Genomic DNA, 17,118 nt, shown 5'->3' with positions numbered 1-17,118 from the left:
TGCATGACGGGTGTGGACGGCCTGACGGCGTGGACGACATGAGGGTGCTGGTGGTCGAGGACTTCGCGATCCTCGCGCGGACGCTCGGCACCGGGCTGCGCCGCGAGGGCTGGGCCGTCGACGTGGTCACCGACGGCGCGCAGGCCTTGGAGAAGGTCGAGATCAGCCGCTACGACGTGGTGGTGCTCGACCGGGACCTGCCGCTCGTGCACGGCGACGAGGTGTGCCGCCGGATCATCGCGCAGGGCACCGGCAGCCGCGTCCTCATGCTGACCGCCGCGGCCCAGGTGGCCGACCGGATCGAGGGCCTGGACCTGGGCGCGGACGACTACTTGCCCAAGCCGTTCGACTTCGCCGAACTCGTCGCCCGCGTACGGGCACTGGGCCGCCGCGCGGGCGAGGCCGTGCCGCCCGTCCTGGAATACGGCGACCTGCACCTGGACGCCAGCCGCCGCGTCGCCACCCGGGCCGGTCGCCGGCTCGACCTCAGCCCGAAGGAGTTCGCGCTGCTCAGCGAGCTTCTCGCGGCGCAGGGGCGGCTCGTGTCGGCGGAGCGGTTGCTGGAACGGGTCTGGGACGAGCAGGCCGATCCGTTCACGACGACGGTGAAGACGACCGTACGCCGGCTGCGCGCGAAGCTCGGCGAACCACCGGTGATCCACACCGTCCGCGAGGGCGGCTACCGGATCGGTGCGCCGTGATCCGCCGCTCGCTCCAGGTCCAGCTGACCCTGCTGTACGCCGTGCCGTTCATGATCACCGGAGCGTTGCTGCTGTCCGTGCCGCTGTTCGGCATCTCGAACACCAGCCCCGCCAACGGCCTGCAGCCGCGGCCCGAGGTCGAAACGGGATCCGACCGGGTCCTCGGCCTGACCGTCGCCGCGTACGCCGTGATGGTCGTCGTCTCGCTCTGCCTCGGCTGGTTCATCGCCGGCCGGTTCCTGCGGCCGCTGCGCCGGTCGATCGAGGCGCAGCAGAACTTCGTCGCCAACGCGTCGCATGAACTGCGTACGCCGCTGACCGCCGAACGCGCCCTGCTCCAGGTCGCGCTGTCGGATCCGGACGCCGACGCGGCCACGCTGCGCTCGGTGTGCGAGGAGGTCCTGGAACTGGGCCGGCATCAGGAGAGCCTCATCGCCGCGCTGATGGCCCTCGCCGACGGGGAACGGGGTACGCGGTTGCGCGTACACCTGGATGTGAAGGAGACGACCGCGCGCGTGCTCGATCGGGCCGACCCGCGAGGGTTGACTGTGGACAGACGGCTGGAGCCGGGCCCGGTGACCGGCGATCCGCGGCAGCTGGAGAGCCTGATCACGAACCTGGTGGAGAACGCGCTGCGCTACAACGTGCCCGGCGGCTACGTGACGGTGACGACCGGGCAGCGTGACGGCAAGACGGTGGTCACAGTGGTCAACAGCGGCCCGGTCGTGCCACCGGACCAGGTCAAACGGCTGTTCGAGCCGTTCGCGCGGCTGACCGGGGAGCGGCTCAACACCGAAGGGCACGGCCTGGGGCTGGCGATCGTGCAGGCGATCGCCGACGCGCACCAGGCTCGCATCACCGCCCGGGCCCGGCCGGAGGGCGGACTCGACGTGACGGTCACCTTCTGAACCCATCCGCCCGCTGCCCGGTCTGCCGATGTCGGGCCTTTCGGCCCCTTCCGGCCGGGACCAGTCGCACTGCCGGTCGATTCCGCCGCCGCCGAGGCTGGAGGTGAAGACTGGGAGGTAGCCATGAAGGCGCTCGTGTACGGCGGTCCCGGGCAACGGACCTGGACCGAGGTCGGCGACCCGAAGATCATCGACCCGCGTGACGCGATCATCAAGGTGGACGCCGTGACGATCTGCGGTACGGACCTGCACATCCTCAAGGGCGACGTGCCCGAGGTCGCCCCGGGCCGCATTCTCGGCCACGAGGCGGTCGGCACCGTCGTCGAGACCGGTGGCGGCGTCAGCGGTCTGCGCGAAGGCGACCGGGTGCTCGCGTCGTGCATCTCGGCCTGCGGAACCTGCCGGTTCTGCCGCGAAGGCCACTATGGACAGTGCCGCAACGGCGGCGGCTGGATCCTGGGCCACACCGTCGACGGCGTCCAAGCGGAGTACGCCCGCCTCCCGTTCGCCGACCTGTCCACCTACCGGCTGCCGGAGTCCATCGGCGACGAGGCCGCGGTCATGCTCGCCGACATCCTGCCCACCTCCTACGAGGTCGGCGTGCTCAACGGCGCGGTGCGTCCCGGCGACACCGTGGTGGTGGTCGGCGCCGGCCCGATCGGGCTGGCGGCCGTTCTGACCGCCCAGCTGTACTCGCCGTCGGCCATCATCGCGATCGACAAGGCGGCCGCCCGGCTGGAAGCCGCCCGGGCGTTCGGCGCGACGGTCACGACGACGCCCGACGATTCTCCGCTCGCGATGATCCGGGAGCTCACCGGCGGGCTGGGCGCGGACGTGGCCATCGAAGCCGTCGGTGTGCCGGAGAGTTTCGAACTGTGTACCACCCTGGTACGCCCGGGCGGCCGAGTGGCGAACATCGGGGTGCACGGCAAGCCCGCGACACTGCATCTGGAAGACCTGTGGATCCGCAATGTCACCATCACGACGGGTCTGGTCGACACGTTCTCCACTCCGGCGCTGCTGTCGATGCTCGCGGCGGGCCGGCTGGACGTCTCGGCGATGGTGACGCACCGGTTCGCGTTCGAGGAGTTCATGACCGCGTACGACGTGTTCGCCGACCCGGCGGGCACAGGGGCGCTCAAGGTCGTGGTCAGTCGCTGACCGCCGCGCAGCCGGGCCGGGCGTCCCGGCCCGGCTGCCGGTCACCAGACCTGGGCCGAAACGACCAAGTCGCTGAGCTGCGTGGCCAGGCGCTGGCACGCCTCGCGTACCGGAGGCGTCAACCGGTCGCCGAACCTCGGGTCGATCTCGATCCCGCACACCATGAGCCGCCCGGGCATACGCGCACGGGCCTGGCCGAGGGCCAGGGCCGCCGAGATTCCTGTGGTGGCGGCATGTGCGGTAAGGCCACCATCCAATGCCGTTCCCGCGGGATCGGGCAGGCCGATGTGGCGGACGCGTCCCGGCGGGCCGCCCGCGTCGACGGCTGTCACGACGACCGCCAAGTCGGCCTTGTCCCACTGCTCGACGAGGTCGGCCGGGTCGCCGTCGCTCTCAGCCAGCCGAACATCCGGCACGTTCATATGACGCAGCAGATCGACCACGAGGGGGCCGGCACCCTGCCTTCCTGCCCCCATGCCGATGACGACGGTGCTCATCGTCTGCCTCCCGTCCGCCTGGTGCCGGCCGCCTGGTGCGACCGGTGGTGGATACGCACTCGACGCTAGGAGCGCGGCGACCGCCGAGCACAGGGTCGATGGGCCTGGCGGACCAGGTCGATCGCCACCTCGGGCGGTCGCGGCGCCGGCACTCGGCACGAGCGCTCACGGATGGCGCGCGGTCAGTTTCGCGCTCATCTGGGCGTACGCCTGATCGTCGATCTCGCCGGCGGCGTAGCGGCGGTCGAGAATCTCGCGCGCATCAGGCCCGGGTGACGCCGCCGGTCGCGCCGGCTGCACCAGCCTGACCAGGACCCACACGAGCAGACCGAGCAGCGCCAGGCCCACGACGGGGCCGAACAGCATCCACCATCCGCCGTAGCCGTATCCGTACATCACGGCAGCCACCTCCTGAAGTCCGTCCTTCGGGCTCAGCGTCACGCGTACGCCGCGGCGACGGCAGAGGCGATCCGCACGCGTACGCCGGTCGAAGGTCCCGATGTGCGGCAATCGGACCGGTGACCTGTGACCCCGCGGCAACAGGACTTCCGGGCCTGCAACCCCCGTTCGGTGCGGCGTGGGATGGAGGTGGCAGAAGACGACAGGAGGTGTTCCAGGAACACGTCGATGCCACGCCTCTTCGGCGAGCTGGTCGAATGGTTCGACCCCGAGACGCTCGTGCGGCCGGGCCGGCTCATCCGGCTGCCGGGCAACGCGGGGGACGAGAAGATCTCCGCGAAGTACGCCGACGGAATCCTGGAGGTGAAGGTGCCACTGGCCGAGCACAGGCCGACCGGCCGTCACGTCCCGGTGGCACTGCCCGCCAAGTGAACTCCCCGGCCTCGTCCGGCGGCATCGGACGGCCGCCGGACGAGGCGCATCACGGCTGGGCGGCGACTACGATCGGGGGCGTGGAGCCATTGTCCGCTCTGGGGTTGACGCCCCTTTCCCGCGTACGCCTCGACGAGTTGCTTCAGGAGCTCCTTGACCGGGTCGGTGATGTGCTGGCCAGCCGGGAGCGGTTGCGTAGTCTGCTCGACGCGGTCGTGGGTATCGGTACCGATCTGGATCTGCGGGCGACGTTGGAGCGGATCGTGGTGGCGGCCTGTCAGCTGACCGATGCCCGCTACGGCGCGCTCGGCGTGATCGGTGCTGAGGGCAGGTTGGTGGAGTTCATCACGCACGGCCTGGATCCGCGTACGCATGCCGCGATCGGGAACCCGCCGACGGGTCGGGGTGTGTTGGGTCTGCTGATCGCCGATCCGCATCCGGTGCGTCTGCCGGACATCACCGAGCATCCGCAGTCGGCGGGTTTCCCGCCGAATCATCCGCCGATGCACAGCTTCCTCGGTGTGCCGGTGCGTATCCGTGATCAGGTGTTCGGGAATTTGTATCTGGCGGAGAAGCGGGATGCGGCGGTGTTCTCCGACGATGATGAGGAGATCATGATCGCGTTGGCGTCGGCGGCGGGTGCGGCGATCGAGAACGCGCGGTTGTATGCGTTGGCGGGTCGGCGGCAGCGGTGGTTGACGGCGACGGCGGAGGTGACGTCGGCGGTGGCGGACGCGGCGGGGCCGAACAGTTCGTTGTCGATCGTGGTACGCAAGGCGCGGGCGGCGGCCGACGCCGCCCTGGCGGTGGTGCTGCTGCGTGACGACGATGATCTGCTGACGGTGGCCGCGCTGGATGCGGGGCAGCCGTTGCCGGACCTGGCCGCCGCGAGTGTTCCGGTGGTCGGGACGGTGGTGGGTGCCGCGGTCGCCAGTGGTGAGCCGGTCGAGGTGGAGCGGCTCGCGGATCTGGCGGACTGGCCGGTCGGGTTGCCGTTGTTGCGGGGGTCGGTGACGCCGTTCGGTCGGGGTCGGGGTGCGTTGCTGGTCGGGTATGAGGGTGAGCCCCGTGATCGGGAGGAGTTGTTGTTGATCGGTCTGTTCGCCGATCAGGCGGCGGTCGCTCTGGAGCGGGAGCAGGCGCACGCCGACCGGGAGGAGTTGGTGGTGCTGGCCGACCGGGAGCGGATCGCCCGTGACCTGCACGACGTGGTCATCCAGCGGCTGTTCGCGACGGGACTGCGGTTGCAGACGGTGGCGAGTCTGGCGCCGAAGCCGGAGGTCGCGGAGCGGATCAACCTGGCCATCGACGACCTTGACGCGACGATCCGTGACATCCGGGGGGCGATCTTCGAGTTGCGGACGCCGACCGCGGGTTCGCTGCGGGTGGAGGTACGCCGGTTGGCGGACGAGTCGGCGGAGGCGCTCGGGTTCCGGCCGGCGCTGCGGATCGTCGGCCCGGTCGACTCGGCGGTTCCGGCCGTCCTGCACGGCGACGTCCTGGCCGTCGTCCGCGAAGCACTGTCCAATGTGGTACGCCATGCGCACGCCGAGCAGGTCGAGGTGGCCGTCGCGGTCGGGGCGGGTCGTCTGACGGTGACGGTGGCCGACGACGGTGGTGGCGGTGCGGTGGAGTCCAGTGGTCTGGCCAACACCCGGGAACGGGCCCGCCGGCACGGTGGCGACATCGAACTGCACTCACCGGCCGGAGCGGGCACCACACTCGTCTGGGACATCCCCCTGTAGGAGCCGGCAGGAGTTTCAGGACCAAAGTCCTGGCGAGCCGGGGCGTCCCGCACTGGGCCCTGACCCCCGGTACGCCGAGGCTTGTGACATGAGTACGACCCGGCGCAAGCACCTCGAAATCGGCGACGGCGGCGTCACCCGGGTGATGTCCCGCCTGGCCGTGGTGGTCCGTGATCGCGACCCGCTGGACCACGTCCTGCGCGCGTACGCGATGACGGGACTGCGGCATCTGGCGGTCGTCGACGACACCGGCGCGTGCGTCGGTCTGATCAGCGACCGTACTGTCACCGCTGCCTGGGTACGCGATCCGATGCTGTTCGACCGCCTGACGGCCGGCCAGCTCCTTGATGACCGCGCGCCGATCGTGCGGGACGACGAGACCGTGCGGCTGGCCGCGCGGGTGATGCACGCTTGTGGAACGGACGCGGTCGTCGTGGTGGATGACGGCGGCCGGCCCGTGGGCCTGCTGACCGCGGCCGACCTCGTCGGCCTGCTGGCCCGATCGCAGCCGGCATGACGGCCACGGCCCTTCTCGCCCCGGCTGGATTGTCCGCGGAGGAAGCCTCGCTCCGGCTGCGCCACGACGGCCCGAACGCGGTCCGCACCCACACCGTCCGTCCGGTCGCGGTACTGGCCCGACAGGTGCGCAATCCACTTCTGGGGCTGCTGCTGGCCGCGGCGCTGATCTCGGCCTTCGTCGGTGAGGGTACGGACGCTGTGATCATCGGGGTGATCGTGGCCCTCAGCGTCGGGCTCGGGTTCGTCAACGAATTCCGGGCCGAGCGCGCCTCGCAGGCGTTGCACGACCGCGTACGCCACGCGGTGGAAGTCGTACGCGACGGTCGCCGGCAGTCCGTGGACGTCATCGGGCTGGTCGTCGGCGACCTGGTCTGCCTGCGCCTGGGGACCGTCGTCCCGGCCGATCTGCGGCTGGCCGACGTCGACGGGCTCGAATGCGACGAATCCATTCTGACCGGCGAGTCCCTGCCGGTCGCCAAGCAGCCCGGTGACGCCGCGCTCATGGGCACGGTCGTGCACCGGGGGAGCGGCCGCGGGGTGGTGACCGCCACGGCTGGGCGTACCGAGTTCGGGCGGCTGGCGCTGTCCCTGGGCACCCGCCAGCCGGAGACCCGTTTCCAGGCCGGTCTGCGCCGGTTCTCCCGGCTGCTGGTCGTCGTCGCGGGACTGCTGACGGCCGCGATCTTCGCCACCAACCTGCTGCTGCACCGGCCGCTGCTCGACGCCCTGCTGTTCTCGCTGGCCATCGCCGTCGGCATCACCCCGCAACTGCTGCCCGCGGTGGTCACCACCAGTCTCGCGGCCGGCAGCCGACGGCTGGCTCGCCGCGGCGTACTCGTGAAAAGGCTCGTGTGCATCGAGGACCTCGGTGACGTCGACGTCCTGGTCACCGACAAGACCGGCACCCTGACCACCGGCGGGATGACATTCGTCGCGGCGCTGGGACCGGCGGGAGAGCGTGACGACGGAGTACGCGACCTGGCGCTGCCTTGCACGGAGCGGGGGGACGGGCCGGCGAACCCGCTGGACCAGGCGCTGCTCGCCGCCGCGCCGACGGCGCCACCGGCGCCGGTGGCCGTGCTCGCCTTCGACCACGAGCGCCGGATGACCAGTGTGCTGGCGGACCGGCCGCAGGGCCGCCGCCTGATCACGAAGGGCGCGCCGGAGTCGGTCTTCGCCGCCTGCGGGGACGTCCCGGAGGAGGCCCGCAGGACGCTCGACCGCCTGTACGCCGACGGGGCCCGGGTGCTCGCGGTGGCCTCCCGGCCGGCGGACGGCGACCGGCTGAGCCCGGCCGACGAACGTGCCCTCGAACTACGCGGCTTCCTCGTCTTCGCCGACCCCGTCAAGGCCGACGCGGCCGACGCCGTGGCGCGCCTGCTGCGGCTCGGCGTCGCTGTCAAGATCGCGACCGGCGACAGCGGCCCGGTCGCCGTCCGCGTCTGCGCGGACCTCGGGTTACCGGTGACCGGCGTGCTCGACGGCGGTCAGATCGACGCCCTCGACGACGAGGAGCTGGCCACGGCCGCCCGCACCGCGACCGTCTACGCCCGGGTGTCCCCGGAGCAGAAAGCGCGCCTGGTCCGCTCGCTGCGCGGCGACACCGCCGGGGTGGCGTTCCTCGGCGACGGCGTCAACGACGCGGTCGCGCTGCACAAGGCCGACGTGGGGGTCTCCGTCGACACCGCCGCGGACGTCGCGAAGGACGCGGCCGACGTGCTCCTGCTCAGCAAGGACCTCGGCGTGCTCGCCGACGGTGTCACCGACGGCCGGGCGATCTTCGCCAACACGATCAAGTACGTCCTCATGGGAGCGTCGAGCAACTTCGGCAACATGTTCAGCGCCGCGGGAGCGTCGGCGTTCCTGCCGTTCCTGCCCATGCTGCCGTCGCAGATCCTGCTCAACAACCTGCTCTACGACAGCAGCCAGCTCGCCATCCCCACCGACCGGGTCGACCCCGAACAACTCGCCGCGCCGTCGCACTGGGACCTGCGGCTCATCCGCCGGTTCATGCTCGTCTTCGGCCTGGCGAGCTCTCTGTTCGACTACCTGACGTTCGCTCTGATGCTCGGCGTGTTCCACGCCGGCGAGGCCATGTTCCACACCGGCTGGTTCGTCGAGTCACTGGCCACTCAGACGCTGATCATCTTCGCCATCCGCACCCGGCGTACGCCGTTCCTGCGCAGCCGGCCAGGTCTGCTCCTGAGCGCGGCGGCATTGAGCGTGGTCGCGGTCGGAGTGGCGCTGCCGTGGCTGCCGATCGCCGGGCTGCTCGGCTTCCAGCCGCTACCGGCCGGGTACCTGGCCGCCTTGGGCGGCATGGTGCTGCTCTATCTCCTCGTCGTCGAGGTGACCAAGTTCTATTTCTACCGGACCGCGCCGTCGCGGCAGCCGGTGACGGTGAGCGCCCCGCGTCGCGTGCACCGGCGGGCAGCCCGGTTCAGCGTCCGGTGAGGTGCTCAGGTACGCCTTGGCCAGATGTTGACGGTGACCCAGGCGACGCCGGAGCCGAAGACCACATCGGACAGTCGGTCTGTTCCGCCCTCCGCCCGCTGGAGGAAGCTGCCTTCAGACTGGGCCAGATGTTCGGCTACGCGTAGAGGCACCCGTCGTGACCGGTGCGGGACCTTGGTCCCGACCCGCCGCCGGGGGGCGGCGCCGTGATGCAGCTGAGTCCGGTGCGTCCGCCGGCAGGCGAGGTCGTCCGGCTTGTGGGGCGGGACCTTGGCCCCTGAACGAAGCGTCGGGGACGCGATCTGATGGACGGGTCCGCATCGCCGGGCGGATCCGCCGAGGAGGGCCTGGAGCGGCCTGCTCCGGGACGGCCGGAACCGTGGCGGCGGACGGCGGCGCGGCCTGCCGACTGTCTCCCCGGCGGCCGCGCCGCTCACCCGTACGGCCTGACGTGGCGCTGCATCAACGTGGTGCCGAATCAGGGGGAGCGCATCGGTAGGGCAACGCCAACCGCCGCCGTCTGTCCAGTCCGGAAGACCTTCCACGAGGTGCCCTTGGTCCTGTCGTTTTCAGGGCGTTCCTCCCTGCCGGTACGTCGTCGCGGACCCCACGATGTGAATCGACCGAGACGCCCTGCCTCCCAGGGCGTCCGACCTGAGGAGACAGTCATGAAGCGTCGGACTCTCGACATCCTGTTCAGCATCGGCGGCCTGTTCATCGCGGCCCTTCTCGTCGTAGCGGGGTTCGTGCTGCACAGCAACGCGAACTTCGCCAACACCTACGTCCACGACCAGCTGGCGCAGGAGCAGATCTTCTTCAAGACCGCCGCGACCCTCACCGACGAGGAGAAGAAGGCTCCCTGCCTGACCCAGTACGCCGGCCAGCAGTTGACCACCGGCAAGCAGGCCGAGTGCTATGCCAACCAGTTCATCGGGCTGCACGTCAAGTCGATCGCCGCCGGAAAGACCTACGCCCAGCTCGGTGACGACCAGGCCGCCCTGCGTACGCAGCTGGCCGCGGCCCAGACCGCCAACGCCGCCAACGTCGCCGACCTGCAGAAGCAGCTCGACACCGTGACCGCTCAGCGGGAGACCCTCTTCAAGGGCGAGGCGCTGCGCGGGATGCTGCTGACCTCCTACGGGTTTAGCGAGTTCGGCGCCAAGGCCGGGCAGGCCGCACTGGTCGCCTTCCTCGCCGCCGGGCTGATGCTGCTGCTCGCTCTCGCCGGTCTGGTGCACGCGTTCACCACCGCCAAGAACGTCGGGTTCGCCGTCGTCGAAGAGCCCCGGGAACCGGTCGCGACCCGGTGAACACCGCTCAGCCCCCCGCACGTCCGGTTCCGGCATCGATGCCGGGGCCGGACACGGTCATCGGTGAAGACGGTGTCACGCTGTCGATCACCAGCGACAGGGGACAACCGAAGCGGCGCGCGGCGATCGACGGGCGCCGCGCCGGATATCCGGTTCGGGACTTTGGTCCCTCGCAGTGCTGACCGTGGGCCGCAGCGCTGAACGTGCCGGCGCGCTTAACGTTCGGGACATGCAGACTTCACGCCCGCCGGCCGCCGTGCTGGCCGAGGCCGCCGCGGCGGCCGGCTTCGCCCCCTCGGTGCACAACACGCAGCCCTGGCGGTGGCGGGTCCACGGTGACGTCCTCGACCTCTACGCCGATCGCAGCCGCCAGCTGACCGTCACCGACCCCGACGGCCGGCTGATGGTCATCAGCTGCGGAACCGCCGTGCACCACGCGACCGTCGCGCTGGCCGCCGAGGGCGTGTCCGCGACCGTCGCCACGCTGCCCGACCCGGCACAGCCGGATCTGCTGGCCCGCATCGCGATCGCCGGAACGCTACCGGTGACCGCCGAGGCGATGCGTACCTTCCAGGATCTCCAGCTACGTCACACCGACCGGCGGCCGGTGCACGAGACCGCGCCGCCCGCGGCCGTGACCGCCGTTCGGGCTGCGATCACCGCCCTCGGCGTCGATGCCCATCTGCTCCGCCCCGACCAGGTCGCCGAGCTCGGTGCGGCCGCCGAGCACGCCGACCGTACCGAGATGCTCGACCCGGCGTACCGGACCGAGCTGGCGTACTGGATCGGCGGGCAGCGGGCGGCGGCCGGCGTACCGTCGTCGGTCATCCCCTCCCACGATCCGGCCGGCATGGTGCCCGGACGCGACTTCGTCCGCCGGGGAACCCTCGCCGCCTCCGTCGAAGGCGACGGCCCGGCCACCTATCTCATGCTGTTCGGCGACGGGGACGAGCCCGCGGACTGGCTGCGGGCCGGGCAGGCGCTGTCGGCCGGGTGGCTCGCCGCGACCGCGTGCGGGCTGTCGGTGCTGCCCTTCAGCTCCGTCATCGAGGTCGTCTCCATCCGCGAGCTGCTGCGCCGGGACGTCCTTTCCGGACTCGGATGCCCCTACCTCGTGGTCCGCCTCGGCGTGCCCGCGCAGCAGGAGCACACACCGCCGCGTACGCCCCGGCTGGCCGCAGACCAGATTGTGGAGATCGCCTGATCGTGCCGGCCGGAGGCCGGTGGCCGGTATGGTCCGGGCACGTGTCATCGGCCACCTCCGTAGGGCGGTGGCCGCGCGGCGTACGCATTCCTCGCTGATCGAGCCGAGTACGGCCTGGTGCCGCCAGCACCTGCTCGGCCCGCCGGCGCTCCTCCTGCGCCCCATGGTCCCTTGTGGAAGGGACCATGGGCCCTATCCGGTCGGCCGGCGTGCGGGCGACGCTTGTGCCGGCGAGCTCCCTCCTGCTTGCCCTGCCACGAAAGGAACAGGTCGTGACCACAATCTCTGCTCCGAGCGACGAACTGCTGGACGATCTGGGCCGGCCGTCCGAGGACGAGCTGGCCGGACTGGACGCCTGGTGGCGTGCCAACAACTACCTCACCATCGGCCAGATCTATCTGCAGGCCAACCCCCTCCTGCGGGAACCGCTGACGGCGGCGCACATCAAGCCGAGACTGCTCGGCCACTGGGGAACCAGCCCCGGTCTGTCGCTCATCTACGCCCACGTCTCCCGGTTGATCCGCATGACCGGGCAGCGGGCCGTCTACCTCGCCGGCCCCGGCCACGGCGGCCCCGCCCTGGTCGCGGCAGGCTACTTGGAAGGCACGTACAGCGAGATCTACCCCGCGGTGACCCGCAACGAGCCCGGACTGCTGCGGCTGTTCCGGCAGTTCTCCAGCCCCGGCGGCATACCCAGCCACGTGTCGGTCACCACCCCCGGCTCGATCCACGAGGGCGGCGAGCTCGGCTACGTCCTGGTACACGCGTTCGGCGCGGTGATGGACAACCCCGATCTGCTCGCCATCGCGGTCGTCGGTGACGGCGAGGCCGAAACCGGTCCCCTGGAGGGATCGTGGAAAGGCGTGTCGTTCCTCAACCCTGCGCGCGATGGCGCGGTGCTGCCCGTCCTGCACCTGAACGGTGCCAAGATCTCCGGACCGACGGTGCTCGCCCGCAAGGACCCGGCGGAGGTACGCGCGCTGCTCAGCGGCCACGGATACGAGGTCATCGAGGTCGAAGGCGACGACCTGCCCGGCATGCATCTGCGGTTCGCGGCAGCCCTGGCCCAGGCGTGGGGGCGCATCCGTGCGATCCAGACCGCCGCGCGGGAGGGGACCTGGGACGGGTCCCGGCCGACCTGGCCGCTGATCGTCCTGCGCTCGCCCAAGGGCTGGACCGGCCCGGCCGAGGTCGACGGCATCACCGTCACCGGCACGTGGCGCTCGCACCAGGTTCCGCTGTCCGGCGTCAAGGAGAACCCGGAGCACCTCGCGATCCTGGAACGCTGGCTGCGTTCCTACCGCCCGGACGAGCTGTTCGACGAGACCGGAGCACCCGTACCGCTGGTCTCCGGGCAGTCGCCGGACGGGGACCTGCGGATGAGCGCGACCGCGCACGCCAACGGCGGCCTGCTGACCCGCGACCTGGATCTGCCCGACTTCACCGGATACGCCGTCAAGATCGGTGAGCCGGGCGTCGAGCGGGCCGAGTCGACCCGCCGGCTCGGCGAGTTCATGCGCGACATCTACAGCCGCAACCCCGACCGGTTCCGGCTCTTCTGCCCCGACGAGACCAACAGCAACCGCCTCGGCGCGGTGTTCGAGGTGTCGGACCGGGCGTTCATGGAGCACGTCACCGCCGACGACGTCGCGATCGGTCGCGACGGCAGGGTCATGGAGGTGCTGTCCGAACACAACTGCCACGGTTGGCTGGAGAGCTACACGCTGACCGGACGGCACGGCATGTTCGCCACCTACGAGGCGTTCGCCATGGTCAGCGCCTCGCAGACGGTCCAGCACGGCAAGTGGCTGCAGGAGGCGAAGCGCCTGCCCTGGCGGGCCAAGGTGCCCAGCCTGAACATCCTGCTGACCTCGACCGCCTGGCGCAACGACCACAACGGCTTCTCCCACCAGGGCCCCGGCCTGATCCAGGTGGTCCTCACGCAGCGCGGCGACGTGGCGCGGGTCTACCTGCCGCCGGACGCGAACTGCCTGCTGTCGGTGGCCGACCACGCGTTCCGGTCACGTTCGTACATCAACCTCATCGTCATCGACAAGCAGCCGCAGCTGCAATGGCTGTCCATGGACCAGGCGATCGAGCACTGCACCCGCGGGGCCGGCATCTGGCAGTGGGCCGGCACCGACGACGGCACCAGCGACCCCGACATCATCCTGGCCTGCGCCGGGGACGTGGTCACCATGGAAACCGTCGCCGCGGCCCAGATCCTCAAGGAACGGCTGCCGGGAATGCGCGTACGCGTGGTCAACGTCGTGGATCTGATGACCCTTCCCCGGCCCAAGGACCACCCGCACGGGATGAGCGAGACGTTCTTCACCGAACTGTTCACCGACACCGTGGACGTGGTCTTCGCGTTCCACGGCTACCCCGGGGCCATCCACCAGCTCGTCCACGGCCGGCCCGACGCCGACCGGTTCCGGGTGCGCGGATTCATCGAGCAGGGCACCACCACGACGCCGTTCGACATGACCGTCCGCAACCGCACGTCGCGCTACCACCTGGTCATGGACGCCATCAACAACGCCCGCCGGCTGCCGCCGGGCGCCGCCGCCCTCAAGGACTGGTGCCAGAGCCAGCTCGACCGGCACGAGGCGTACATCGTGGAGCATCTGGAGGACATGCCGGAGGTACGCGACTGGGCGGTCGGCCGCCCCGCGTGACGCGTTCCCGGATGGGCGGGGTCCCTCCACGGACCCCGCCCATCCGCGGCGCAGCTTCAGAAGACCGGTTCAGAAGACCGTCAGACCGTACGCCCGCAACCGCTCGCGGACCTCGTCCACTAGGACGGCCGCGGGCGGTTCGACGTGCGCCAGCGGGAACTCCAGCCCCAGAGCGGTGTACTTGTGCGCGCCGAGACGGTGGAACGGCAGCACCTCCACCCGTTCGACGCTGCCGAGCGTCGCGCAGAAGCGGCCGAGTCCATCCACATGGGCGGGCGCGTCGGTCAAGCCGGGGACCAGGACGAAGCGGATCCACATCGGCTTGCCCATCCGGTCGAGCCGTTGCGCGAACTCCAGCGTCGGCGCGAGTTCGCCGGTACGCGTCACGCGCCGGTAGGTGTCCGGGTCGGCCGACTTGACGTCCAGGAGGACCAGGTCGGTGGCGGCGAGGAGTTCGTCGTCCGCGCGTACGCCGAGGAAGCCGCTCGTGTCGAGCGCGGTGTGCAGGCGCAGGTCGTGGCAGCGTTGCAGGACCTCGCGGGTGAAGCGGGCCTGTTGGAGGGGCTCGCCGCCGGAGATCGTGACGCCGCCGTGCGCGACCTGAAGAAAGCGTTGGTAGCGTTGGATTTCAACGACCAGGCCCGCCGCCGTGGTCGGTACGCCGGCCCGTTGGAACCAGGTGTCCGGGCTGTGGCAGTAGCGGCAGCGCAGCGGACAGCCGGCGAGGAACGCGACGAAGCGGGTACCGGGCCCGTCCACCCCGATCGAGATGTCGAACGAGTGGACGGACCCGGTCACGGGGCGCGTCGTGGCCGTCACAGCGCACCGTGGAACGTCCGCGACAGGACGTCCTCCTGCTGCTCGCGGGTCAGCTTCGTGAAGTTGACCGCATAGCCGGACACGCGGATGGTCAGCTGCGGATAGTCGTCCGGGTGCTCCATCGCGTCCTCGAGCGTCGCGCGGGTCAGTACGTTGACGTTCATGTGGAACCCGCCGGCGTCGGCGTACCCGTCGAGGACGCCGACCAGGTTGGCGATCCGTTCGTCGCGGTGGTGGCCCAGTCCGTCGGGTGTGACGGTCTCCGTCAGCGAGATTCCGTCGCGGGCGCTGGCGTACGGCAGTTTGGCGACCGACAGCGCGGCGGTGACCAGGCCGTGCCGGTCGCGGCCGTTCATCGGGTTGGCCCCGGGTGCGAACGGCTGTCCGGCCCGGCGCCCGTCGGGCGTGTTGCCGGTGTTCTTGCCGTAGACCACGTTCGACGTGATCGTCAGGACCGACAGCGTCGGCTCGGCGTGCCGGTACGCGTGCCGGCGGCGGATCTTGTCCATGAACGACTCGACGAGGTGCACCGCGATGGTGTCGACGCGGTCGTCGTTGTTGCCGAACGCGGGGAAGTCGCCCTCGACGGCGAAGTCGACGGCCAGCCCGTGCTCGTCGCGCAAGACCTTCACCCGGCCGTAGCGGATCGCCGACAGGCTGTCGGCGGCCACGGACAGCCCGGCGATCCCCGTCGCGAGGAACCGGTGCACCGGATAGTCGTGCAGGGCCATTTCGAGCCGCTCGTAGGCGTACTTGTCGTGCATGTAGTGGATGACGTTCAACGCGTCCACGTAGGTCTCGGCGAGCCAGTCGAGTGTCTTGTCGTAGGCCGCCATCACCTCGTCGTAATCGAGGACGTCGCCGCCGACCGTCGGGCTGGGCGGGGCGACCTGGTCCCCGCTGATCTCGTCACGGCCGCCGTTGATCGCGTACAGCAGTGCCTTGGCGAGGTTCGCCCGGGCGCCGAAGAACTGCATGTCCTTGCCGACGCGCATCGCCGAGACACAGCAGGCTATCGCCGTGTCGTCGTCGTACGCCGGCCGGATCAGGTCGTCGTTCTCGTACTGGAGGGCGCTGGTGTCCAGCGACACCTGGGCGCAGAAGCGCTTGAAGCCTTCGGGCAGTGCCGGCGACCACAGCACGGTCAGGTTCGGTTCCGGGGCCGGGCCGAGGTTGTAGAGCGTCTGCAGGTAGCGGAACGTCGTCCGCGACACGAGGGTCCGGCCGTCGGAGCCCATGCCGCCCAGCGCCTCGGTGACCCAGGTCGGATCGCCGGAGAACAGCTGGTCGTACTCGGGCGTGCGCAGGAACCGGATGATGCGCAGCTTGATGACGAAGTCGTCGATCAGTTCCTGCGCCTCTCGTTCGGCAAGCCTGCCCTCGGCCAGATCCCGCCGCAGGTAGGCGTCGAGGAAGGTGGCGGTGCGCCCCAGCGACATCGCGGCGCCGTTCTGTTCCTTGGCGGCGGCCAGATAGGCGAAGTACAGCCACTGGACGGCCTCGCGGGCATCGCGGGCCGGGCCGCCGATGTCGAAGCCGTAGCCGCCGGCCATCTCCCTGAGCTCCTCCAGAGCCCGGATCTGCTCGGTCAGCTCCTCCCGGTCGCGGATGACGTCCTCGGTGCAACGCCGGTCCTCCAGGCTGCGCCGGCGCTCGATCCGGTCGGCGACGAGCCGGTCGACGCCGTACAGCGCGACGCGCCGGTAGTCACCGATGATCCGCCCCCGCCCGTACGCGTCCGGCAGTCCGGTGATGAGGTGCGACCGGCGGGCGGCCAGCACGTTCGCCGGATACGCGTCGAAGACACCCTGGTTGTGGCTCTTACGGTAGGTCGACCAGATCTTCGCCACGTGCGGGTCGAGCTGATAGCCGTACGCGGACAAGCCGGCCTCGACCATCCGCAGGCCGCCGTTGGGCATGATCGCCCGGCGCAGCGGCGCATCGGTCTGCAGGCCGACGATCAGCTCGTGCTCGCGGTCGATATAGCCTGGTGCGTGCGAGGTGATGGTCGACGGCGTCACCTCGTCGACGTCGTAGACGCCGCGGTGCCGCTCGGCGGCGAACATGGCGGTCAGCTGCTGCCACAGCCGGGTCGTCCGCGCGGTCGGGCCGGCGAGGAAGGCGCCGTCACCGTCGTAGGGCTCGTGGTTGTGCCGGACGAAGTCGGCCACGTCGATGTGGTCGCGCCAGCGGGTACCGGTGAAGCCGCGCCACGCGGCATCGGAGCGGGTCGTCGCGCTCATCGCTCCTCCTTCATGGGTCTCGCCTCCAGCCTCTCCGGGCGGTCGCCG

General features: G+C 70.6%; 14 protein-coding genes. 10 read left to right on the top strand and 4 right to left on the bottom strand.

The window, feature by feature from the left end; all coding sequences use genetic code 11:
• Positions 1-38: 38 nt before the first annotated feature.
• The 3 genes from G401_RS0122780 to G401_RS0122770 all read left to right on the top strand — a co-directional run bounded on the left by G401_RS0122780 (position 39) and on the right by G401_RS0122770 (position 2,770).
• A complete protein-coding gene (locus tag G401_RS0122780) occupies positions 39-701 on the top strand; it encodes a response regulator transcription factor (RefSeq protein WP_027344324.1) in 663 nt (220 codons plus the stop codon).
• Positions 698-1,609, top strand: a complete 912-nt coding sequence (locus tag G401_RS0122775) for a sensor histidine kinase (RefSeq protein ID WP_027344323.1) — start codon at positions 698-700, stop codon at positions 1,607-1,609. Before G401_RS0122780 ends, G401_RS0122775 begins: the two co-directional genes overlap by 4 nt.
• Positions 1,610-1,732: 123 nt before the next feature.
• On the top strand, positions 1,733-2,770 hold the full coding sequence (locus tag G401_RS0122770) for an alcohol dehydrogenase catalytic domain-containing protein (protein ID WP_027344322.1): 1,038 nt from the start codon (positions 1,733-1,735) through the stop codon (positions 2,768-2,770).
• 41 nt (positions 2,771-2,811) lie between these two features.
• Here G401_RS0122770 and G401_RS47630 read toward each other — a convergent pair whose 3' ends face one another.
• A complete protein-coding gene (locus G401_RS47630) occupies positions 2,812-3,267 on the bottom strand; it encodes a hydrogenase maturation protease (protein ID WP_051366999.1) in 456 nt (151 codons plus the stop codon).
• A gap of 165 nt (positions 3,268-3,432) precedes the next feature.
• Positions 3,433-3,708: an SHOCT domain-containing protein gene (locus tag G401_RS0122760; RefSeq protein ID WP_027344321.1), complete on the bottom strand. Its 276-nt coding sequence runs from the start codon at positions 3,706-3,708 to the stop codon at positions 3,433-3,435.
• A 186-nt stretch (positions 3,709-3,894) separates the two neighbouring features.
• Here G401_RS0122760 and G401_RS0122755 point away from each other — a divergent pair, with 186 nt between their 5' ends.
• From G401_RS0122755 to G401_RS0122725, 7 genes are all read left to right on the top strand, one after another.
• On the top strand, positions 3,895-4,098 hold the full coding sequence (locus tag G401_RS0122755) for an Hsp20 family protein (RefSeq protein ID WP_027344320.1): 204 nt from the start codon (positions 3,895-3,897) through the stop codon (positions 4,096-4,098).
• An 80-nt stretch (positions 4,099-4,178) separates the two neighbouring features.
• Complete coding sequence (locus tag G401_RS0122750; RefSeq protein WP_027344319.1) at positions 4,179-5,843, top strand: GAF domain-containing sensor histidine kinase; 1,665 nt, start codon at positions 4,179-4,181, stop codon at positions 5,841-5,843.
• Positions 5,844-5,931: 88 nt separating this feature from the next.
• The gene (locus tag G401_RS0122745) at positions 5,932-6,360 is read left to right on the top strand and encodes a CBS domain-containing protein (RefSeq protein WP_027344318.1); all 429 of its coding nucleotides are present in this window, start codon (positions 5,932-5,934) and stop codon (positions 6,358-6,360) included.
• Positions 6,357-8,816, top strand: a complete 2,460-nt coding sequence (gene mgtA / locus G401_RS47625) for a magnesium-translocating P-type ATPase (protein ID WP_084557498.1) — start codon at positions 6,357-6,359, stop codon at positions 8,814-8,816. Before G401_RS0122745 ends, mgtA begins: the two co-directional genes overlap by 4 nt.
• Positions 8,817-9,484: 668 nt before the next feature.
• The gene (locus G401_RS0122735) at positions 9,485-10,126 is read left to right on the top strand and encodes a hypothetical protein (RefSeq protein ID WP_027344317.1); all 642 of its coding nucleotides are present in this window, start codon (positions 9,485-9,487) and stop codon (positions 10,124-10,126) included.
• A gap of 229 nt (positions 10,127-10,355) precedes the next feature.
• Entirely contained in the window at positions 10,356-11,330 is a 975-nt protein-coding gene (locus G401_RS0122730; protein WP_027344316.1) for an Acg family FMN-binding oxidoreductase, read from the top strand.
• A 281-nt stretch (positions 11,331-11,611) separates the two neighbouring features.
• A complete protein-coding gene (locus tag G401_RS0122725) occupies positions 11,612-14,008 on the top strand; it encodes a phosphoketolase family protein (protein ID WP_407636907.1) in 2,397 nt (798 codons plus the stop codon).
• Positions 14,009-14,077: 69 nt separating this feature from the next.
• On the opposite strand, the gene pflA is transcribed toward G401_RS0122725, so the two are convergent.
• Entirely contained in the window at positions 14,078-14,827 is a 750-nt protein-coding gene (gene pflA, locus G401_RS0122720; protein WP_027344314.1) for a pyruvate formate-lyase-activating protein, read from the bottom strand.
• Positions 14,824-17,070, bottom strand: coding sequence for a formate C-acetyltransferase (gene pflB / locus G401_RS0122715; RefSeq protein ID WP_027344313.1), 2,247 nt, complete (start codon positions 17,068-17,070; stop codon positions 14,824-14,826). The genes pflA and pflB overlap by 4 nt, the downstream gene beginning before the upstream one ends.
• Positions 17,071-17,118 lie beyond the last annotated feature (48 nt).

Origin of the sequence: Hamadaea tsunoensis DSM 44101, from assembly GCF_000428945.1 — a bacterium.
GTDB classification, from domain to species: Bacteria; Actinomycetota; Actinomycetes; order Mycobacteriales; family Micromonosporaceae; genus Hamadaea; species Hamadaea tsunoensis.
This window is presented reverse-complemented; position numbering and strand designations above follow the sequence as displayed.